Source organism: Salinispirillum marinum (genome assembly GCF_042650105.1).
GTDB classification, from domain to species: Bacteria; Pseudomonadota; Gammaproteobacteria; order Pseudomonadales; family Natronospirillaceae; genus Salinispirillum; species Salinispirillum marinum.
Window position 1 is genome coordinate 1,255,213 of record NZ_JBHSAL010000002.1, and the last position, 21,537, is coordinate 1,276,749.

Genomic DNA, 21,537 nt, shown 5'->3' on the forward strand with positions numbered 1-21,537 from the left:
ACCACGGCTATAGGCGAGCAAAGCCTCGAATAGCCTTCATTACTAAATCAGGCTCCCATATGTTCGGGGGCAGATGAGGTTGTTTGCTGAACCGTGTCTGAGTCGCAGGGCGTTCAAGCGCATGGATGCGCTTGTCGAGCTTACAGGGATGTATTTACAGCGTCCCTAAGACTTAGACACGGTTCAGCAAGCAGCCTCATCGGAGCAATTAAGGGGATATGTATGTTGAATTGGGATGCATTAGAAGACGAAACTCAGGTGGAGGTGCAAGCGCCGACGAAGGCCAAAGCCGTTGAGCCTGCTGCTGAACCCGCGCCTGCCGCTGATGTTAATTTGCAAGCGCAAGTGGAAGCTGAACTGGCCGCACTGGATGTCGCCGCTGGCTTGGAAGAACTTGAAATGAATGCCGGTCGCGTCCAAGTCGACGACAAGCGGATGATCAATTGCCGGGCTGACCTTAACCAGCTCGTACCGTTCAAATACGAATGGGCGTGGCAGAAGTATCTTGCGGGTTGCGCCAACCACTGGATGCCACAAGAAATCAACATGAGCGCCGACATTCAGCTGTGGAAAAGCGAGAACGGCCTCACCGCCGACGAGCGCACCATTGTAAAACGCAATCTCGGTTTCTTCTCCACCGCCGACAGCCTTGTGGCCAATAACCTCGTGCTCGCTATTTATCGGCTGATCACCAATCCCGAGTGCCGCCAGTACCTTCTGCGCCAAGCATTTGAAGAAGCCATACACACCCACGCCTACCAATACTGCATTGAAACGCTGGCAATGGATGAGGGCGAAATCTTCAACATGTACCGCGAAGTACCCAGCGTGGCCAAAAAGGCCGCTTGGGGTCTGACGTACACACAAAAGCTGGGCGACCCAACGTTCAACACCGGCACGACTGAAAACGACCGTGAATTGCTGCGTAACCTGATTGCTTTTTACTGCGTGCTGGAAGGCATCTTCTTCTACTGCGGTTTCACGCAAATACTCAGTATGGGCCGCCGCAACAAAATGACCGGGGTAGCCGAGCAGTTTCAGTACATTTTGCGCGACGAGTCCATGCACGTGAATTTCGGCATCGACGTCATCAACCAGATCAAAGCAGAAAACCCGCTACTCTGGGACGACGCCATGCAGCAAGAGGCCACCCGCATGATCATGGAAGGCTACGAATTAGAATACGCCTACGCACAAGACACCATGCCACGCGGTGTACTGGGGATGAACGCAGAACAAATGGGCGAGTACCTGCGCTACATCAGCAATCGCCGTTTACAGCAATTAGGACTGGCAGAAGCGTATCCCGGCGCAAAGAACCCCTTCCCGTGGATGGCCGAGATCATGGACTTGAAGAAGGAGAAGAACTTCTTTGAAACCCGAGTCACCGAGTACCAAGTGGGCGGCGCACTGACGTGGGAATAGTACAACAGGCCAAGCCCGCCCTTGCCTTGTCACCCGCCGGGGCCAGCCCCTGCATAGGGATTTGCAGTGTCACTGTAGGCGACACTGTTTGCCGGGGGTGCTTTCGCACCCTCGACGACATTGCGCAGTGGTCGATGTTCTCAAATGAAGTGCTGACCAAGAGATTGTCAGTCCGCCAAGGTGTCTTGGAGCGCAGTTTTACGGATTACTTCGAGTTAGTCGACGAAAAGTTGCTGCTTCAGCAATGGAAAAAATACATCAACTGCCCACCAGAACCCCGTTTCGCCGTCGAGGCTTGGATTCAACTCCTGCATGTGGGCGCGAGCAAAATTGTGCAGATTGAAGCTTATGGCGTTCGCCTGTTTCCTCAGCATCAGCACTTAACGCTACGGCATGTTTGGCGAACTTGGCGCGATTCCTTGTTGGATGCTCGCTTGTTCGAATCCAATCAAATTTCGGGCTAATCAGCCGTTTTTAATCGGATACCCAGCACACAAATATCATCACGTTGTGGATAATCACCCTGATACGCGGACAAAGCGTCCAGCACGGCTTGTCCCTGTTCTGGGAGAGACAAGTGACTATGCTGAGCAATGATGTCTTTAAATCCGCTTGATCCCATACCATAACCTAAGTCACCACCGGCTTGGTCTAGGTAGCCGTCTGACGTTAAATAGAAGGTGGCAGGGTTGGGCAGTTGTATATCGGTGTTGGCATAATCTCCTGGTTTTCGTGCCACCAGAGCTCGACGAGCGCCTTTGATCTCCTCAACGCCTTGCGCGGAATGCATATAAAGTTGAATCTTTGCCCCAGCATAACGCGCGGCTTTCTCTTTAACATTCACGTACAGCAATCCAGCATCCATGTTCGTAGCTAGGGCGCGCGGGAGGTCAAGGTCCTGCAACATGTTGCGTAATGCTTCATCGGTGTCGTGCAAAACGGCGGCAGGATCATCGATACCATCATCACGTACGGCCTGGTCAAACGCAGCGCGCGCCAACATGGTCATCAACGCACCCGGCACGCCGTGACCGGCGCAATCCACCAAGCCAATCAAATAGGCATCTTGATCACCATGAAAGAAATAGAAGTCGCCACCTACCACGTCTCGGGGCTGCCACAACACAAACTGCTGTTCACCTAGAACGGCGTTCAATTTGGCAAATGGCAAAATGGCTTGCTGAATGAGACTGGCGTAGTCGATCGAGTCATTCACCATTTTATTGAACTGAGCAATCTCCCGGTTGCTGTTTTCGAGCTCTTGCGTTCGCTGTTGTACGCGTGCTTCAAGTTCGGCCGTGTGGTCTTGCACCCGTTTTACCATGGCACCAAAGGCTCGGCTGAGATCACCTATTTCATCATTTCTGGCCTTTGGAAGGGCCACGTTATAATTCCCTTGGGTGATCTGGGTAGCTGAGGCTTGAAGATGACTCAGCGGGTGTATCAACAGTCGCTCTACAGCCACAGCGATGATAATTAAGAGCAATACCAGCATGACCCCAAACCCTATCACAATGCTCACCCACCACGAGCCACTGATGGTTTGGGCGACACTGAGGTCAACGGCGGTGACGAGATACCAACGCAATTCCGGCATATAGGCGATGGCCAGCAGTTGCGAGTGCCCGTCTAACACGACGGGCAATAATTCCACATTTTCTTGCGCGCGACTGTTGGTTAAAGCGCTTTCCAAGGCCATCCGTGCCTCATCCGTTGAGAGCATGGCCTGTAGGGTTTTGTTGCTGGTGTCCAAGCCAACGGAACTACCAAAGGCGATGAGTTCTGGATTCGGATGGGCTTGCACAAAGCCCTGCTGGTCAATGATCATCGGGGTAACCCCGGGTTCATTGGTGGCAATGAAGTCGCGCAGAAACGCTGTAAGGTCCAGTCCGGTGCCTGCAATACCCAACAAATCGCCATTCAGTCGAATAGGCAAATTAAGCCATACACGTGTAGTACCCAGCTGAACATCCGGATTGACATTAATGTTGTATTCGCCAATGTCGTCTAAGAGGTTGAAAAACCACGCATCATTGGGGTCATCAGGGTTAAGCTGATAGCGCGGCCCTTCACTGTAAGCCGTTTGCGGGTCGTTAAAGTAGTAGTTTCCTGATTGGGCACTGATGGCAAAATAGGTTTGTCCGCGTAACGCGGTTGCATAGCCTTCGGCCTCGCGGAAAAAGGCCGCTTGTTTTTCCGGGTTTTCTTCATCCTGTAACCAGTCCAACAGCAGTTGTGTGGACGCCAAACGCTCAGACAACACCAAGTCCATCAAGATAGGCGACTGGATGCGTTGTCGGCTTAAGTCCGTTAGGTTTCTCGCATACGCTTGACCGAAATAATCTTGCACCGAGGCCACCACTTGCGTACCCATGAAGGCGGCGGGCACCAAAGCAATTAAGCTGGCCAGCAGTAGTGCCAACATGGCTTTACTGCGTAAACCTAAAGTCCACCGATTCATCGTAAACTCTTTATAAGTGAATTAGTGGGCGCGGGATGCACTGCGATCACGACCCTGCCCTTTGGCATCGTACAACGCCTGATCGGCACGTTTTATGGTTTCTTCGTAATGTTCTTTGGGTAAGTATTCTGCAACCCCGGCACTGAGCGTAATAGCCGGTAAAGATTGTTCAGCACCACCCAATACTCGGCCAACATCAATACGACGAACCTGATCCAGTACGCGCGATGCCACCACCTGTGCGTCTACAACGGCCTTGCCCGGCAGAAATACCAGGAACTCTTCACCGCCCCAACGGGCACAGACATCGTACTCACGCAGACACTGCTGTATCGCCGTGGCTACGGCCATCAGCACGTGATCACCGGATTCATGTCCGTACTGATCATTAATACCTTTGAAATGATCGATATCAAGCATCAGGAGCGTGAAGCCATTAGCACCCCGTTGCTCCCGTGCCACTTGTTCTCTGAGTCGCTCAATCATATAGCGTCGATTGGGCAGCCCGGTCAGAGGGTCATGCAAAGCGGCTTGCTTCAAACTCTCGTTCAACTCCACCATGGTGCGCTGATAGAGGTCGGAGATGCGGGCAATCTTTTGTAGACGACGCAACTGCTTTTTATACTGTTCAGTAAGCGACAAGTTCTCCACATGGGTGAGGTCGCCAAAGCCGTCAGAAATCCGCAACAGCTTATCTAGCCGTCTCTTTTGCTGCTCATGCACCGCAAGAAGACGCTGAGTTATTGCTTTCCAGTCCGTATCCGGCGAATTTTCGTCAAGCAAGCTCTGCACTTCATCAACGACTATGTCCTCGTCCAATGGTGGCAAAAACGGCATGTTAAGCCTCTGGATCTATCGTAAAAGGGAAGGTGCAGTCTTCTTTAAACTCTTCGACCATTTCAATCACTCGCTCATTGCGCGGATCATAGGTCCAGGTAACCGCGACCGATTTACCTTCAAGATTCGCCGCTTCGAGCAGGTCGAATAAGTCCATCATGGCTTTTACACTGCTCGTGTTCATGTACACGACATGGAGCTCCAGCCGCAATGGGCGATCTTCCATCGCTAAAAATTGTTCTACCCAGTCCAGCACTGGGCCAAAAAACTCAAACGAATTCTCCGGGTAGGAATCACCCCGCATCGTCATGATGCCTTGCTCAAAGTCCGTTTCAACGGCTGGAGTTGACTGACTGGCCTGGAGGCTCAAGCCTGTTGCTAAAATATCGTTCACCGTCATTGCTTACACCACCGCCAACAAACTGAAAAATGCTTTACCATCCGGCGTTTCAACCAAATGGCATCGTAAAGGCTCTGTGCTCTTTCTCGCCACATCCAATAACCCCAACCCGGCGCCCGACGCCCCTTCATGTTCACGCGGCGCTCTTAATTGCTTCTTGTAGGCTGCCTTCAACGAGACTTTGTCCATCGCCGCGAGTGCTTGGACCTGTTCCATCAAGGCCACGCCATCGGTCCGCTCAATGACATTACCCGCCAGCACACTGTATTGTGCTTCACCGTGACGAGCCACAACGACGGTTGCAGAACCTTCCATATCGGCATAGCCGCGCATTTGTGAGTAATGGCGAATGTTTTGGGTCAGTTCAATGTAGATTCCAAACACATCGGTAGATACCGATGGACCGACTTGATCTTCGGTTAAATAGTTGCGCAGAGCCGTACCAATTTCTTCGATCAAACTGCGCGATATAGGGCCATTGAAACAGAGCAAAATTTGCTTTTCGTTAAATTCTTGCCGAATCGACAATAACTGTTGCAACAGCATAAAACGGCCTCGGAGAAGAATGCATGCCATAAATCATAGACGCCTGCACGCGCTAGGCCAATGGATAGGGGCGGGAAAACACAAAGAGTTTTCTTGCAAAATCTTACATTGCCAACACGTTTTAACCGTATCGGCTTTTCATACCCACTTTTAACAGTCGATAGAGCAGTCGTCGCGGCGTATATCGAATCAACCACGCCAAAAACCGATAATGCATGCCTGGCGAACAAATCACCGTCGGTTTGTTTAAATCACGCAAAGAGCGCTCCACAACCCAAGCGGCCGGAAAGGCTTTGGCAGGGCCGCGCTTATGGTAAAACTGATCCGGGTCTAAGCCCATTCGGGCATGGAAATCCGTAATCACGAACCCAGGACACAGGGCCTGAAAACGAATGCCGGTTTGGTGATAGGTCAGCGCGAGCGTTTCGGTAAACAACCGAACGAAGGCCTTGGTCGGCCCATATAAGGGACTGCCCGGTGTTGGCATCCACGACGCCAATGAAGCAACATTGATTAAAAAGCCCCGGGCGACTTCCAAATGTGGCAAGGCCGCTTGCGCCAACAGAGTCGTGGCTTCCATATGCACCCGCATTTGCGCACGATGACGCTGTGGGGTCATGAGATGGAATGTGCCGTCATCGGCATAGCCGGCGTTGTTGATTAACCCGTGCAAACGTTGGCAGGCCTGAACACGCCCCACCAAAGTATCTAATTCCGCCTCATGCGACAGGTCAACAGACTCGGCTTGCACCTCAACGTCGTAAGCTGCACGAAGTTCATCCGCCAGAGCGTCTAGGATGGCCATACGTCGCCCGGTGAGCCAGAGATCATAACCCTGCTCTGCCAAGCGCCGTGCATAGGCCGCTCCAATGCCGCTAGTAGCACCTGTAATCAACACAAGCTTTGGGCTGTCTGCGGGAGCCATAACGCACCAACTTTGATTCTCGATATGGAAGCACCTTAGCACAGGGCCATCCATATCGACCAGAGCGGCTTATTTAACCTTGCAGGTTTTGATGCCGAAAAGCGTATACAAGGGACAGAAGTTAAACAGCCCCGTCAACAATGGCACAACCCCAATAAGCCCCCACAGGCCAATCGTTTGTGTCGCTGTTAGTACCAGCAATACCACGCCGACGACAACCCGCAGCGTTTTATCCAGACTCCCAACATTGACCTTCATAAGCACACCTTTTATCGCATTGATTTAATTTAGATTTATCTTAATTAATTTCTATCACAACACAAGCATCGTGTTCACTTATTTTCAAGCACGACGTAGGCAGATGTGAAAATAGTCTGCTATATTGGTTTTTATAACAAAAATAAAAAACAGGAAGCCCGTCGTGAATGACCTGATCCACTATCAGGCCCTATTGCACAAAATGATTCATCAAAAGCTGCAATGGCTGGACTACTACGGAGACGACCCTCACGGGGCTGCGGTGAACGCCTGCCGGGCATTTTCCGCGCTGGTTGTTCATATCGACACCTCCGTACCGGCTGAATACTTGGTTCAACTGCACGATCAAGCTCTACATCTAGCTCAGAAACCGGCAGAGCATGCCGCCCAAGACGCAGCTCGAAACACCCTCGGTATGTTGTTCAACCGCGCACGCGATATTTACATCGCGATCTTTGAAAGTGACCCCATTCGAACATTACCGAGTGATCACCCACGCTTTCCATGGGAATACTATGCCGAGCCACCTATTAATCCCGATGCCATTGACATACATGCACTCACCGACCCTTTACCTACACCCTCGGTACCCGAAAAACCCCAGCATCCTTTGCGCATCAAGCGACTTTTAAGCATGAGCGTGCTGATCGGCTTTACGGTCTGGTTCGTATTCGGCATTATATTTTTTTAAGGAATCTGAAATGCGCCTAACTGCCCCGTCTTTGTCGGTCGATTTTCAAACGACTGATATCTTTGGCCAACCTTTGCGGTTATCCGACCTTAAGGGCCGAAAGGTGATGTTGTCCTTTTTTCGCGATGCCGCCTGCCCTTTTTGCAACTTCAGGCTCTATGAACTCACCCATTCTTACAAACAATGGCAGGCTGCCGGTCTCGAAGTAGTCACTGTCTTTAGTTCGCCGGCAGAGGATGTTCGCCGACATGTTGCACGCTACCCCCGCCCGTTCAAAATGATCAGCGACCCCGACCTGACCATCTACCAACAGTATGGTGTAGAGCAGTCCGCGAGCGCCCTATTGAAAGCGCTTGTGTTCAAGCTACCACGCATTGTGCGCGGAATAATGACCGGAGGCCGACCGAGCAAGAACCCGCATGTCAAACTCGTTCCAGCCGATTTTTTGTTGGATGAAAATGGTGGAATTGTCGAAACATGGTACGGACGCGACACCAGCGATCATATACCTCTAGCTAAAGTGAAAGCGTTTATAGACGGGCCTTCAACACAACATTGATTTCTGGTGTTGACCGCAAGACACCGTAAAACGCATGCGATATGCTGTGACGCTCGTGTCAATATCACGCACAAGGTACTGCATATCGTATGTCTCGCTTCACCACCTACCCCAGTGTTCCGTCGCTGACCATTGAGTTCCGCTTACGTTTTGATGGCTGCCACTCGGCCCTCGAACGCACGCAACGGTTTGCACCCATGCTAAGATATTGGGGAAAGCAATCCCATATCGCTATCGTCGATGATACCCGTCAGTGTGATATTGAACACCTGAATGTAACGGTGATGATTCTGGGCATCGACACCGCCAGCGCACGCCGTGATGCTGATACCCTTTTAGATTGGGTAGAGCGCAACTTGAACGGCTGGATTGAAGACTTCGAGATCACGGCAAACTAAGGATTAAACAATGGATTTTAAAACACTAGAAAGCCAACCACTGCACACTCAGGTTCCCCTTGCGGAGCTGTTGGCAAAGGTAAAATGGAACCGTGACGGACTGATTCCTGCCATTGCACAACAACACGATACCGGCGAAGTATTAATGCTGGCTTGGATGAACGACCAAGCATTGCGCGAAACACTGAGCACCGGACGCGTATGCTATTGGAGCCGATCCCGGCAAAGCTACTGGCGTAAAGGAGAAAGCTCCGGCAATCAACAACGCTTGGTGGGTGCCTATTTAGATTGCGATGGCGATGCTTTGTTGATCAAAGTTGATCAAACTGGCCCTGCCTGCCATACCCTCCGACACAATTGTTTTTATATCGAATTGTCGAGCCAACACGGCGAAATCATCAGCACACCAATGGAGTAACATCTGACTCAATAAGTCGTACGTATACGCTGCAACGGATAAACACCATATTGGCGCGCTATGACACTTCAACATCGAGCAATATTTATTCTATTTGGCTGTCTTCCTTGGATCGCCCATGCCGAAGTTTCGGTGGAGCTGCGTGAACGCATTGCAGCGCAATACGCCGCTATTGACGACAACATGCTACAGCATCAATACCGCACCATCGCTCAGGTCACACGGCCGAATGAACCCGTCAGCACTCAAGAAACAGAGTTTGACCCACGGCGGCCAACGGGCGAAAAAGAACAACTGGTGTTGGTCAATGGTGAACCACCTGACGACAGTGCAGTACGTGAGTTCAATCGTCGGCCTCAGCCTGATCAACGCGAAACACAGCGCATTCGCTTATTGCTGGATGAACAAAGCTTATCGCTGGTGTCTGCATCGGATAAGGAGTGGATATTGAACTTCCAACCCATCTTGCATATCAATGGCGAGCCGGATGCGGATGGTGAAAAATTTACCGGCCGTTTATGGTATGACGCCCAGCACGGGTATGTTACACGGGTGGAGATACGCACACAGGAAGCGTTTTCTAAACTATTATTCCGGATACGCCAGTTTGACGTGCAGGAGGAATTCTACTGGGTAGACGATCAATTATTGCGTAAGGGCTATGCCCATATTATGGATCTTCGTAACCCTATCATCGACGCATCGAACAGCGTCGACATGCACTTTGAATATCAGGGCGACACGCGTGTCGCCCTTCGTCAACGGTACTATCAGTCCTATCAGTGAGCGTTATCGCCCTCATGAACATGGCCGTGTGCCAATTCTTCTTCCGTGGCATCACGAACGGTTTCGATAGACCCAGAAAATGACAAGGCTTTACCCGCTAATGGATGGTTCCCATCCACCACGACCACGTCATCTTCTACCGCAGTGACTTCAACCTGCACTGGACCACCATCGGTTTGGGCATTGAACACCATACCGATATCGATTTTATCCACGCCTTGAAAAGCCGCTTTGGGCACCCGCTGAACCAGCGCTTCATTGTGGTCACCATAAGCATCTGCGGGGGCGATTTCAGCACTGAAGGTATCGCCCTCTTTCAAGCCCTGTAACGCATTTTCCAAACCTGGAATGATGTTCCGATGGCCGTGCAGATACCACAAGGGTCCGCGACCTTCGGAGGAATCTACCTGGGTACCGGTTTCGTCTTTTACCGAGTACTGAATGGCCACGGCTTTGTCTTGTGCAATCATGAAATAGTCCTGTGTCGAACATGAGTGTATGCCAGTATAGGCTACCAAGTACGACAGTTTACCATATTGAGAAGACGGGTTGAAATCACGCAAACAGAAGCCTAAGCACGCGCCCTAGGCATCATTCATCAAAGGCTCGGCATAGGGATAGTCATCGGACTCTAAGCTCTCCTGATAACTCTCCACCCGGTCGGCGGCGATATCCGTGCGGTAAAACTGGGCAATGTGGTACACAGCATCGCCTTCGTTCACCAGCGGCAGTTTCAGCACACCGATGATGATACCACTGAATGGCGACCAGATTTCTTCCTCCGACTCACCAAAAGGGTCAGACACCACGCCCAACAGTGTTTGGTCCCGCGTGACCCGAGCACCCTCTTGTACAAAGGCTCGAAATATGCCGCTTTGCGGTGCCCGAACCCACGCACTCGAACGCGCCATTACAGGGTCAGGCAGCGCAACTCTGCGCGACTTGGGCAACATGCCCAAAGCACGCATCACACGCACAATGCCTTCTACCCCACCCCTTATCGAAAGCTCGTCGAAGCGCAACGCTTCGCCCGCTTCATACAATAGAATAGGGATATTCTTCTGATCCGCAGCCTCACGCAATGAACCATCACGCAGTGCAGAATTCAGGATGACCGGAGTGCCGAAGGCTTTTGCTAACTCCAAGGTTTCTGGGTCATCTAAATTTGCCCGGATCTGCGGCAAGTTATAGCGATTAATAGCGCCAGTATGCAGGTCAATACCATGCGTGGACTGATGCACAATCTCCGTCATGAACAAGCGCGCCAAGCGCCCTGCTAAGGAACCCTTCTGAGATCCGGGAAAACTGCGATTTAGATCACGCCGATCCGGCAAATAACGACTTTGGTTGATGAAGCCATGCAAATTGACAATAGGAACGGCCAACAACGTGCCTTTCAAACGTTTCAAAGCCGGGACTTTGAGCAGGCGACGGATGATCTCAACGCCATTAATCTCATCACCATGTATTGCTGCACTGATGAACAAAACCGGCCCGGCTTGGCGGCCACACAAGACCTGAATGGGTAAGGTTAATGGGGTGTGGGTGTAAAACTTACCCCCTTCGACATCAATGGTTTTTCGTTCACCCGGTTTAACTTCTACACCGCCGATGGTGATGCTTTTATTGCGGCGTGGTCGCTCCGCTACGGTCGAACCATTCGCCATTAACCATGCCCCTTGGTTTGCGTGCGGTTGGGCTTTGCATTTTTCTCGATAAAATCAATGATCATATCCGCCACATCTTTCCCTGACGCGTTTTCGATGCCCTCTAAGCCGGGAGAAGAATTTACTTCCATGACCACAGAGCCATGATTCGAACGCAATAAATCGACACCACAGACATTCAAGCCCATTACCTTGGCCGCACGAATAGCGGTAGCACGCTCCTCCGGCGTAATACGGCACAAGGCAGCGGTGCCACCACGGTGCAAATTAGACCGGAACTCGCCTTCTTTCGCCTGACGTTTCATGGCTGCAACCACTTTACCACCCACCACAAACGCTCGAATATCGGCACCTTTCGCTTCTTTAATAAACTCTTGCACCAGAATATGTTGCTTCAAGCCCATAAAGGCTTGAATAACACTTTCGGCCGCTTGGTTGGTTTCGGCCAACACCACCCCAACGCCCTGCGTACCTTCTAACAGTTTAATGACGGCAGGCGCGCCGCCAACGATGCTCAATAGATCTTCAATATCATCGGGTGAGTGCGCAAAACTGGTGACCGGCAAACCGATGCCGCGACGCGACAATAGCTGTAAGCTGCGCAACTTGTCACGGGAACGCGAAATGGCCACGGATTCATTTAGCGGGTAGACATTCATCATTTCAAACTGGCGCAAAACCGCCGTGCCATAAAACGTAATCGACGCGCCAATCCGCGGAATGACGGCGTCAAAATCTTCCAGCAACGCACCTTTATAGTGAATTTGCGGATTGTGCGAGGTGATGTTCATGTAGCACCGCAACGCATCAATCACGCGAACTTCATGCCCTCGGTTTGCGGCGGCTTCAACCAAGCGACGGGTAGAATAGAGCTTAGGGTTACGTGACAAAATAGCAATTTTCATTGGGCAGCTCCCGCTTCCGCATTGGGTTCAGCATGAGGTTGTAAGGGTTGTAAATACGATGCACTAGGGTCAACCGCAAAACGGTGGCGCAAGGCTTCTCGGCCGAGCAACATGCGAAACATCATGGTATCTCGGCTGGTGAGTGACAATTCTATGGGGAATCGCATACCGCCGACGATCACATCGGTTTTTATGAAATAGCGTTCCGACGTGTTGCCACCGGAGTCGGTGACTTCACGCTGGTCGATCACCGGCGCTTCACACCATACTTCGGTATCCAAATCGTGTTGATTTGGGTGTACACCAAAACGCACCCATTCTTCACCATCACGCTGAAATGCCTCCACTGAGAACGCATGCAAAGCCGACGTACGAGCCCCAGTATCCACTTTGCATTTCAAGGCACTCACCCCTAACCGAGGTAGACTTACCCACTCTCTCCAGCCAACCAGCTGTAAATTTTCATCGACCTTCATGTTGTCCCCAAACTATCGAAAAGCCCCTGTAACCCACGCAGACACTCGGCATCTTCGTATAGATAATGCCATCTACTGATACCAGCATAGACAACAAAGGCGCAGCATGCTTATACGATAATGTAATGCAAACAGCAGGGTACGGGCTGGAGCGGAGTAGAGCAGATCAAGTGCATGAACTCAATGCTTTTCAATCACGCCCATGGTTTGAACGCACCGGGCGCATAAACCATGACGATAAACGTAGCACCTGTGCAGTAGCACTTTGAACATAACTGAGCAGACTAGGCACCACCAACAACACCAAGACGGCACCAAAACCGAGCCCGAAAGCCATAGAGGTCGCCATGCTGCGCACTAATTGCGCTTGCACCGAACTTTCAAACAGAATAGGTACAAGTCCTGATACCGTGGTAAGGGTTGTCAACACTACCGGCCGGAAACGTTGGCAACACGCTTCAACGATAGCGACATCGGGTGCGAAGCCTTCTTCCAGCATTTCCCGGTACCGAACAATCAAAACAATGGCTCCATTGATGACAATTCCAGCCAAACCAAACAAGCCAAAAATAGACAAAAAGGTTAAATCAAAGCCCATGATCCAGTGACCAGCAACAGCACCGGTCATGGCAAAGGGAATCACTAACATTACCGCGATGGGCCAACTGTACGATTGAAACATCCAGGCCAGAATCAAGTAGATTAAGGCTGCGGCTATGTACCCTGCCAATATGAGGTTATCGAGTAACTCCGCCGCATCCTGACCGGTTTGATACTCAACGGACAGATCATATTGACGTAATATCTCCGGCAAGACATCGCGCTGCAGTTCAGCTTGCAAATCTTGGGAACGGATTTCTTCGCTCAAAGGCTCGGCCGTTACCGTTACCGATTGTTGGCCGTTATACTGGAAAATTGCACTCAGTTCTTCTCGCACACTGAATCTGGCGAGTTCACTCAAGGGTAGCTGTTGACCGTTCGGAAGCTGAATCATCAACCAATTTACCAGCTCCAGTTTTCCTCGAGCCTGTTCATCCATCCGAAGTACAACATTCAAGTCCGTACCGTGATACGCATGCCGCTGGATAGTCACACCATCCACCGCTACCGCTATCTGTGCCGCTAGGGCTTGCTCGGATACCCCTAAAGCACGAGCCCGCGACGTTAGCTGAATATCCATTTGGCGATGAGTTGTTGGCAACGTATCTTCGATGTTGCGCAAATCTCCACGCTGCTCCAATTGTGCTTTCAACATTCGACTACCTGCCGCTAACCGCTCGGTATCATCGCCGACCAAGCGGAGACTGATCTCCCGGGAAGACGCACCGCCACCACTTTCACTTTGAATACGCAGCCGTTCAACCACGGGCGTTCGTTCAACCACAGACTCCCAATAACCCAAGAAATCATGATTGGAAAACTGTCGATCATCTCGCACCGGCAATCGCACCATAAAAAAAGCATATGCGTTATCAATATCAAACTCGTAATACTTGTCCTGCACTACCGGTGCGCCATGCCTAGCAGAGAAGTGCTCGTCCGTTTGCTGGAGTGCCGCATTCATCGTGGCAACGAACTGCTCAATATCTTGCCGAGGGGTGTCGTCCATGAAGTCCACTTCCGCCATTACGCGATCATCTTCGATCTCTAAATCCTGTGAAAACTGAACTTGTCCTGAACCAATAAGCCCATTCGCCAGCACGAGTAGCGATATCGCCAATGAAACCGTAAACATGCGGTACTGCAGAGCGCGCGTTACCAGTGGCCGATAAAAGTCATCGCGCAACACACGCATCCAACGATCCACCGTTTGGCGCAACTGACTTGGCGCCCGGCCACTGCGCTTGGCGAAGCTGTGGTGCAAATGGCCCGGTAGAATAAGAAAACACTCCACCATAGAAGCGATAATCACCGCGATGATGACCATGGGAATCGGGCGCAATAGTTCACCAAAAATCCCCGGCACAAACAGCAAGGGAGAAAATGCCGCTACAGTGGTCAACAGGGATGCAAGTACAGGGCTGAACATATGCGTGGCCGCAATCCCGGCCGCTTTGTCATGATCGACACCTTGTTCAATCAATGACTGTGTTTCCTCACCCACGACAATGGCATCATCAACAATAATGCCCAGCGCCATTAACATGGCGAAAATGGAAAAAAAGTTCAGACTATTCCCAGTGAAATACATCAATGCCATGGTGCCAAAAATCGCCACAGGAATACCCATCGCCGTCCAAAAAGCGACGCGCAGATTCAAGAACACAAAGAGCGTTATTAACACGAAGACCAAGCCGAACAAGCCATTGGTCAGCAACAAGTTAATATTGTCCAAGACGAACTCGGAGGTATCGTAAAACAAGTGAACACCGACACTCCCAGGCAGATCATCAGCGGCTTCATCAAACCATTGCTGGTATATTTCCGCGGTGCCCAATGTATCCATAGCAGCAGAGCGATTGAGCTGCAGCATCACCACCGGCTGGCCTTCAAAAAACATGCGCAATGCAGGATCGCCCGATGCATCCTTTAATGTCGCAACATCGCCCAAAGTACGATTCGACCCTAGGGGTAACTGCGCCATTTCAACCGCAGTCAACACGCGCTCACCGCTCACTAAATTACGCCGAGCGGCTTGATCTCCAGCACTGCCAGCGGCGTACTGGTTATTGATGGAACGGATCCGTTGGGCCAGTTCATCTAAGGTCCAACCATTGTGTTTCAAGGTTTCAGCCGTTACTTCAACGACCAACTCAGGATCATCAAAGCCGTATACCGTTACGTCGGGAATGCCGCGCTGCTTAAACTCTTGTGTCAAACGATTAACCAGTGGGCGCAGTTCTTCCAAAACACCGTCATACGTCAAGATAAGCAAGATAACAGGTTCAGAAAAACTGTATTCCCGCACATTCGGCTCTTCAGCAGCGGCCGGCAAAGCAACTCCATCAACGGTTTTGCGCAGCTCATTCATCGCCCGTTCAAAATCGGCTCCGGCGTTAAAGTACACACTGAGTGCAGACGCACCATCACGACTATTGGAGGTTAAGCGATCCACGTCTGGCAAATCGAGAATGGCTTTCTCGAGTGGTCGAGTTACTTGGTCCAAAATGGCTTCTGCTCCCGCTGAAGACCACTCAACGACAACCGCAGCCGCGCCCGGCGTTACATCGGGGAATATTTGTGTGTTTAGGCGAGACATGCCCAAGAAACCCAACAAGATGACGAACAACATCATCAAGTTTGCGGCCACCCGATGTCGGGCAAAATAGCTCAGTAACGCGTTGGCGGCAGCCGGTTGACGATATTGCGGCGTATTGGTCTCCATCTTTGGCGTGCTCATCGTGTTGCTCCGCCACTGTTTGGCATTGCATATTCACCTTGAACATCCACTGACATTCCCGCCAACACATTGGCAATGCGGGTGACCAGCACTCGGCTACCCGGCGGGAGGTTCGCAGCATCCGCAAGCCAAAACTCTTGCCCCTCAACTTGCGTAACCCCCAAAATGTTGACGGATGCAGATGCGAGACTTCCGTCCTCTGCAACTAAGAATACGCGACCACCGGCATATAGGGCGCTAGACGGCAATAGGAAGGTGTCTGGAATGGCGGGTAAAACGACCCAAGCACTTCGTGTATCCCCAGGTACCCAAGCCGATTCCTCAGGCACGCCAAACCATGCATAACGCCCAACCTCACCACTCAATATCGCTCCTGATAATTGCTGCAGTGAAACAATGCGCCCACCAATAATGGCCTGTACGTCACGGGAAAGATGATTGGGCATGACGACACGCCAAGACAGACTTTCCGGCGCATACAGTGTTACCAACGACTGCCCTGCAGATACATTCTGTCCGACCATGGCATCCATTCTTGCCACCCGCCCGGTAAAAGGAGCCTCTGGAACCGCTCGGGATAAAACATCTTGTTGCCGTTCGAGGGCGATGGCGAGGCGGAGACGTTGAGCAGACAGGCTTTCCAGCGCTGAGGCATGGTTATCAATACTGAGTTGTCGCATTCGGACACTTTGCCTGGCCTGGGTTACTGCCAGTTGAGCCTGTTCCAAAGCGGCTTCAGTACTCACACCGCGCTGCAATAACCCACGTTCGCGCTCAAGCTTTGCTTCAGCTTGCGCCAACAGTGTTTGCTCATAGGCCAAGAAATCACGATCTGCCGCTTGTTGGTTTTGGGTAGAAAGGACAGTAGCTTCAAAATCCTGTTGGTCGGCCTGCAAGCTCGCCAATTCCCATCGTGGCGTTTGTGTATTCAGGGCCAACAGCCGCTGTCCAGCCTCAACCATTACACCTTCTGATACATCAACAGACACCACGTCGGCGCTATAAGGAGCGTGCACAGTAACTTGCCGTCGTGCCACAACCTCTCCCGTCCACTCCGCCATAGGTGAATGAAGACCTGGTGTTACGGTAATAACGTCAACGGATAAGCGCAGCTCCTCTTCCTCGGCCGCCTCTGACGGTGCAGAGTTACTTGTCATGGCTACCGTAGCGGCAATTGCCACAAGCAGTGGGAGTAGTGCGACGCCAACGCGCAGTAATACCTTTTTCATAAATATGCATTCCTGTGGCGCCAAACTGAGCACCTAATAAAAGATGACGAGACTGTGCCTCACCGCATGCTTATAGATGAGTGACAATTATCCGGTTTACGAAATCCTTACAAAGCATCAAAGTAGATCAAGTAAAGGCTCATTGAAGCTCATCTGCAGTTCCCGCAAATTCTGAATATGCTCGCCCCAGTAGCGTTCCGTACCGAACCAAGGGAAATGCATGGGAAAACTGGGGTCTTGCCAACGACGCCCCAGCCAAGCGGCGTAGTGCAGGGCACGCAAAGCACGAAGGGGTTCAATGAGTGCCAATTCCCGCCGGTCGAATTCTCGGAATTGTTCATAGCCATCAACAATGGCACTCAAGCTCAGAGCCTGCTGTGCTCGGTCACCCGAAATCAGCATCCAGAGGTCTTGCATGGCCGGACCACTTCGAGCGTCGTCCAAATCGACAAAATGCGCAGCCTCATCACGCCACAAAATATTCCCTGGGTGGCAGTCACCGTGCAACCGCAATGTACGCACCGGTATCTCTGCCATGCGCGTTCGAATGTGTTCCACTAAAGGCAGCGCTATGGCCTCATAAGCCGGTCTTATGGTGCTGGGTATCACATCAGAAGAGAGCAAAAACGCCACACTGTCGGTGCCAAAGGAATCCACCGTTAACGCCGGTCGAGCAACAAATGGCCGCTGCTCGCCTACCGCATGCAAGCGACCGAGTAAGCGTCCCAAGACTTCAAGGTCATCATCATTTTCAAGATCCGGTGCCCGCCCACCATAGCGGGGATACACGGCAAACGAAAAGCCCGCATAGTGAAACAATGTCTCACCCTGTGCATTGCACCAAGGTGCAACGACCGGTATTTCTAAACTGGCCAGCTCCAAAGCAAACGCATGTTCTTCCCGAATTTGCGCTTCTGTCCACCGATCTGGACGATAAAACTTGGCAATAACCGGTGCCTCATCTTCGATGCCAACTTGGTATACCCTATTCTCATAGCTGTTGAGCGGCGCAATGCGTGCATCGGTAAAAAACCCCTGACTATCGATAGCATCGAGTACCGTGTCTGGGGTCAATGCCGCGTAGGGATGGATTTCAGTCATAGGTAGAACGTCCAGCAAATGAATGCCGCGAGATTACGCACTTCAACCAAAAATGCAAAGCCTGTAAACGCAGGACAGAGGTGGCATAGTCTGCATGACCACTCTATAGTAGTTGGATATTTGCCAAGACACAGCTCGGAGGAGAATGTTATGTCAGGATTCAATACAGCGAGTATCGATTGGCTCTGGAACGAATCTAAACAACAACCTCATGTTCGGCATTGGCCTGCGGTTCAACGTGGCATGGTTCATATCCACGACGTAACATCCTTGGGCGAACTGAAAAAGCAAGCGGATACCTTTACCACGGCAAATGCATGGGTGGATTTCTATCACAAGACCATGACGCCCGAGCGGCTCAGTGTCGCTGTGGATACGCTAGCGGACATGATCGACCATGACCGAGGCAATTGCCTAGGTGAACACACCATAATGAAAGGCCATAGCAGCGTGCTGTTCGCTTTGGCCCGTGGTGAAGTGGTTACCAAGGCGACGATGTCCGCGCGACTCGCAGTATTGGCAACGGGATTGGCGGTACCTGAAAACGCGCCGATCTCGACGGTTGAGCGCACACAGCAGCTCAGTGAATTCACCGTAAGTGACCTTCAGCTCCTAGCGGCCCAAGTGGATGGCATACGGAAAAACCAAAAAAAGGCAGATCTCGTAAAGGATATCTTGGCCGCTGAGGAGATCGGCGGGCTTGATCTCCCGTTGGGCGACTTAGTTCCGGCACCCAAGGCAACCGAATGGTTAGAACAACTGGTCAACCAATATGTACGTGCTCTACACGATGCACTTGCCGACCCGGTCTACCCAACCCAATTTCGCGAAGCCGTGCTACGCCAAGCCAAGTCACAAGTGACCGTGAATGCCTTGAAGCGCGCCTTGGAAGTCGAATACTGGGATGTGCTTGAACAAGGCATCGAAGATACCCCGGAAGACCCGAGCATCGCGCCCGAATCTATATCAATGCGCGACTGGACGCCGCCAGTCGGGCAATCGACCAACGATACACCCTGGATATGGGCCGCGATCGCCTTGGTATTCATATTCTGGATTATTCTCTGACCTGCAACGCAAGTGAGTGTGACCATGGCCTTGCCAGAACTGATCTACGCACTTGAGTTTGTTGGTATTTTGGCATTTGCTATTTCCGGTATGTTGGAAGCACAGAATAGAGATATGGACCCCGTAGGTGTGTTTGCCATCGCTTGCATTACCGCATTTGGAGGCGGCACCTTGCGTGATGTGATTCTTGACCATCAACCTGTGTACTGGATATCACACCAAGAATTCCCAATTATTATCCTTCTGCTCACTCTGGGGTTTAGCTATATACCTAAACTTCGGGCCATACCAGCACGCTTTATGGTCTTGCCCGACGCCATCGGGCTAGGAATATTCACCGTATTGGGAACGCAGTTAGCGTTAAAAATGGGGGTGCCTGTTTTCAGCGCCTGCTTGCTGGGTGTGATTACAGGAACTTTCGGTGGGCTGGCACGCGATATTATATGCAATGAAGTGCCCTTCATTTTCCGGAAAGAACACCTTTATGCTTCCTGCGCATTGGCAGGTGCACTCACCTTTTGGATGCTTACTTTTTGGTTCACGACCGATGCCGTACCCATTCTCGGCGGCATGAGCGTAACGGTATTGATGCGTTTACTCTCAGTGTATTTCGACCTGCGTTTACAGCGGCATTAAAGAGATCATGGCATCACACGACCTCACCCGCTGCATGACCGGATGACCATGCCCATTGGAAATTGTAACCGCCAAGATGGCCTGTAACATCCAATACTTCGCCAATAAAGAACAAGCCTGCATGGCGTTGACTTTCCATCGTACGCGAGGATATTTCCGTAGTGCTGACCCCACCCAAGGTAACCTCTGCGGTGCGGTATCCTTCAGTTCCCGAAGGCTGAAAACTGTATCGGTGCAGCTTTTCCGCTAACTGAGCCATGGCATCTTGTCGAATGTCAGCAAGCGTTTGCTCAGCACCAGGCCACCCTTGCATCAACCCATTAACAAACCGGCGTGGTAACTGTTCAGAGAGCCATGTACGCAGTTGCTTGCGGCCTTGACTATGTCGATCACGTTGCCACGCCACTAGCACATCCTGATCTGGACACCAATTAATAACAACGGGCTCGCCCTCACGCCAGTAATTGGTAATCTGCAATACCGCTGGCCCACTAAGACCACGATGCGTGAATAACACATCGCCAACCCAACTGCGTGAGGCTACCGTCAACTCGGCACGCATGGAAACACCCGATAATTCAGACCAAGTGGCTTTGTGTTCTAGGTCCGCAGTATAAGGCACGAGCGAAGGTCTATAAGGTAAGATTTCATGCCCAAAGTGACGTGCAATACGATGACCCCAGTCAGTAGCGCCTAAGGTGGGAATTGGCGGCCCGCCCGTCGCGATGACTACAGAATCCGCACTCAGCTCACCTTTGTTGGTCAGTACTGACCAACCTCCGTTGGGTATCTGGACAGGGGTTTCAACGCCAGTGTTTAATCTCACTTCAACACCAGCTTGGCCTGCTTCCGCCAATAGCATTTGTAGAATATCTTTACTGCTATGATCACAAAAAAGTTGGCCATCGGATTTTTCGTGATAAGGGATACTGTGGGATGCAACTAAAGCAATGAAATCCCATTGGGTATAACGACTGAGTGCAGATTTACAGAAATGGGGGTTTGCAGATAGAAAATGCTCCGCTTCAATATCAAGGTTAGTGAAGTTACACCGCCCGCCACCCGACATTAAGATTTTTTTCCCCGGCTTATTGGCGTGATCCAACACTAAAACGCGCCGACCACGTTGGCCTGCCGTTATAGCACACATTAGGCCAGCAGCTCCGGCACCAACGACGATCACATCAAAACGTTCAGGCATATTTGCATCCAATGTTGATGAACATTCCGCGGGCGTAGGGCGAGTGCTTCAAGGCGGCCTCCCGGCCTGCCGTGGAGCGCCGGAGGCACACCCCGAAAGCCCATCTTGGGGTCATGTTTGCCTTGCCCCAAAACCAAAAAACCCAGCACAAGGCTGGGTTCGTTGGTCTGTTAGGAGCTTGACGATGACCTACTCTCACATGGGGAGACC

At 51.4% G+C, this 21,537-nt stretch carries 23 protein-coding genes; 9 read left to right on the plus strand and 14 right to left on the minus strand.

Annotated elements, in window-relative coordinates:
• The first annotated feature begins 222 nt into the window (after nt 1–222).
• Together ACFOSD_RS12970 and ACFOSD_RS12975 are read left to right on the plus strand one after the other, a co-directional pair.
• Complete coding sequence (locus tag ACFOSD_RS12970; RefSeq protein WP_380697196.1) at nt 223–1,425, plus strand: ribonucleotide-diphosphate reductase subunit beta; 1,203 nt, start codon at nt 223–225, stop codon at nt 1,423–1,425.
• Nucleotides 1,416–1,889: a DUF1289 domain-containing protein gene (locus tag ACFOSD_RS12975; protein WP_380697198.1), complete on the plus strand. Its 474-nt coding sequence runs from the start codon at nt 1,416–1,418 to the stop codon at nt 1,887–1,889. Before ACFOSD_RS12970 ends, ACFOSD_RS12975 begins: the two co-directional genes overlap by 10 nt.
• On the opposite strand, the gene siaA is transcribed toward ACFOSD_RS12975, so the two are convergent.
• The 6 genes from siaA to ACFOSD_RS13005 form a co-directional block, all read right to left on the minus strand.
• Nucleotides 1,886–3,886 carry a biofilm regulation protein phosphatase SiaA gene (siaA, locus tag ACFOSD_RS12980; RefSeq protein WP_380697200.1) on the minus strand — a complete coding sequence of 667 codons (2,001 nt, stop codon included), beginning with the start codon at nt 3,884–3,886 and terminating at the stop codon, nt 1,886–1,888. The genes ACFOSD_RS12975 and siaA overlap by 4 nt on opposite strands.
• Before the next feature lie 21 nt (nt 3,887–3,907).
• A complete protein-coding gene (siaD, locus tag ACFOSD_RS12985; protein ID WP_380697202.1) occupies nt 3,908–4,723 on the minus strand; it encodes a biofilm regulation diguanylate cyclase SiaD in 816 nt (271 codons plus the stop codon).
• Between the two features lies 1 nt (nt 4,724).
• Complete coding sequence (gene siaC / locus ACFOSD_RS12990; protein ID WP_380697204.1) at nt 4,725–5,123, minus strand: biofilm regulation phosphoprotein SiaC; 399 nt, start codon at nt 5,121–5,123, stop codon at nt 4,725–4,727.
• Nucleotides 5,124–5,126: 3 nt separating this feature from the next.
• Nucleotides 5,127–5,699: a biofilm regulation protein kinase SiaB gene (gene siaB / locus ACFOSD_RS12995; protein WP_380697206.1), complete on the minus strand. Its 573-nt coding sequence runs from the start codon at nt 5,697–5,699 to the stop codon at nt 5,127–5,129.
• A gap of 91 nt (nt 5,700–5,790) precedes the next feature.
• A complete protein-coding gene (locus ACFOSD_RS13000) occupies nt 5,791–6,594 on the minus strand; it encodes an SDR family NAD(P)-dependent oxidoreductase (protein ID WP_380697208.1) in 804 nt (267 codons plus the stop codon).
• 69 nt (nt 6,595–6,663) lie between these two features.
• On the minus strand, nt 6,664–6,852 hold the full coding sequence (locus ACFOSD_RS13005) for a YgaP family membrane protein (RefSeq protein WP_380697210.1): 189 nt from the start codon (nt 6,850–6,852) through the stop codon (nt 6,664–6,666).
• Nucleotides 6,853–7,015: 163 nt separating this feature from the next.
• Between ACFOSD_RS13005 and ACFOSD_RS13010 the strand changes: the two genes are divergently transcribed.
• From ACFOSD_RS13010 to ACFOSD_RS13030, 5 genes are all read left to right on the plus strand, one after another.
• On the plus strand, nt 7,016–7,543 hold the full coding sequence (locus ACFOSD_RS13010) for a hypothetical protein (RefSeq protein ID WP_380697212.1): 528 nt from the start codon (nt 7,016–7,018) through the stop codon (nt 7,541–7,543).
• 10 nt (nt 7,544–7,553) lie between these two features.
• Complete coding sequence (locus ACFOSD_RS13015) at nt 7,554–8,102, plus strand: peroxiredoxin family protein (RefSeq protein ID WP_380697214.1); 549 nt, start codon at nt 7,554–7,556, stop codon at nt 8,100–8,102.
• An 89-nt stretch (nt 8,103–8,191) separates the two neighbouring features.
• Complete coding sequence (locus ACFOSD_RS13020; protein ID WP_380697216.1) at nt 8,192–8,500, plus strand: hypothetical protein; 309 nt, start codon at nt 8,192–8,194, stop codon at nt 8,498–8,500.
• 10 nt (nt 8,501–8,510) lie between these two features.
• The gene (gene hisI, locus ACFOSD_RS13025) at nt 8,511–8,918 is read left to right on the plus strand and encodes a phosphoribosyl-AMP cyclohydrolase (RefSeq protein WP_380697218.1); all 408 of its coding nucleotides are present in this window, start codon (nt 8,511–8,513) and stop codon (nt 8,916–8,918) included.
• A 60-nt stretch (nt 8,919–8,978) separates the two neighbouring features.
• Complete coding sequence (locus tag ACFOSD_RS13030; protein WP_380697220.1) at nt 8,979–9,704, plus strand: hypothetical protein; 726 nt, start codon at nt 8,979–8,981, stop codon at nt 9,702–9,704.
• Here the strand turns inward: ACFOSD_RS13030 and slyD are convergent.
• The 7 genes from slyD to ACFOSD_RS13065 all read right to left on the minus strand — a co-directional run bounded on the left by slyD (nt 9,698) and on the right by ACFOSD_RS13065 (nt 18,422).
• A complete protein-coding gene (slyD, locus tag ACFOSD_RS13035) occupies nt 9,698–10,174 on the minus strand; it encodes a peptidylprolyl isomerase (protein WP_380697222.1) in 477 nt (158 codons plus the stop codon). The two genes, ACFOSD_RS13030 and slyD, sit on opposite strands and share 7 nt — an antisense overlap.
• Nucleotides 10,175–10,288: 114 nt before the next feature.
• Nucleotides 10,289–11,371, minus strand: coding sequence for a succinylglutamate desuccinylase/aspartoacylase family protein (locus ACFOSD_RS13040; RefSeq protein ID WP_380697224.1), 1,083 nt, complete (start codon nt 11,369–11,371; stop codon nt 10,289–10,291).
• On the minus strand, nt 11,371–12,276 hold the full coding sequence (gene rimK, locus ACFOSD_RS13045) for a 30S ribosomal protein S6--L-glutamate ligase (protein WP_380697226.1): 906 nt from the start codon (nt 12,274–12,276) through the stop codon (nt 11,371–11,373). Before rimK ends, ACFOSD_RS13040 begins: the two co-directional genes overlap by 1 nt.
• Complete coding sequence (locus tag ACFOSD_RS13050; RefSeq protein WP_380697228.1) at nt 12,273–12,752, minus strand: ATP-dependent zinc protease family protein; 480 nt, start codon at nt 12,750–12,752, stop codon at nt 12,273–12,275. The genes rimK and ACFOSD_RS13050 overlap by 4 nt, the downstream gene beginning before the upstream one ends.
• Nucleotides 12,753–12,942: 190 nt before the next feature.
• Nucleotides 12,943–16,092, minus strand: a complete 3,150-nt coding sequence (locus ACFOSD_RS13055; RefSeq protein ID WP_380697230.1) for an efflux RND transporter permease subunit — start codon at nt 16,090–16,092, stop codon at nt 12,943–12,945.
• Nucleotides 16,089–17,321 carry an efflux RND transporter periplasmic adaptor subunit gene (locus ACFOSD_RS13060; RefSeq protein ID WP_380697232.1) on the minus strand — a complete coding sequence of 411 codons (1,233 nt, stop codon included), beginning with the start codon at nt 17,319–17,321 and terminating at the stop codon, nt 16,089–16,091. Before ACFOSD_RS13060 ends, ACFOSD_RS13055 begins: the two co-directional genes overlap by 4 nt.
• 117 nt (nt 17,322–17,438) lie before the next feature.
• Nucleotides 17,439–18,422, minus strand: a complete 984-nt coding sequence (locus ACFOSD_RS13065; RefSeq protein ID WP_380697234.1) for a serine/threonine protein kinase — start codon at nt 18,420–18,422, stop codon at nt 17,439–17,441.
• A gap of 150 nt (nt 18,423–18,572) precedes the next feature.
• Here ACFOSD_RS13065 and ACFOSD_RS13070 point away from each other — a divergent pair, with 150 nt between their 5' ends.
• Entirely contained in the window at nt 18,573–19,490 is a 918-nt protein-coding gene (locus ACFOSD_RS13070; RefSeq protein ID WP_380697236.1) for a hypothetical protein, read from the plus strand.
• 24 nt (nt 19,491–19,514) lie between these two features.
• On the plus strand, nt 19,515–20,126 hold the full coding sequence (locus tag ACFOSD_RS13075) for a trimeric intracellular cation channel family protein (RefSeq protein WP_380697238.1): 612 nt from the start codon (nt 19,515–19,517) through the stop codon (nt 20,124–20,126).
• 13 nt (nt 20,127–20,139) lie between these two features.
• Here ACFOSD_RS13075 and ACFOSD_RS13080 read toward each other — a convergent pair whose 3' ends face one another.
• A complete protein-coding gene (locus tag ACFOSD_RS13080; protein ID WP_380697240.1) occupies nt 20,140–21,327 on the minus strand; it encodes a BaiN/RdsA family NAD(P)/FAD-dependent oxidoreductase in 1,188 nt (395 codons plus the stop codon).
• Nucleotides 21,328–21,537: the final 210 nt, after the last annotated feature.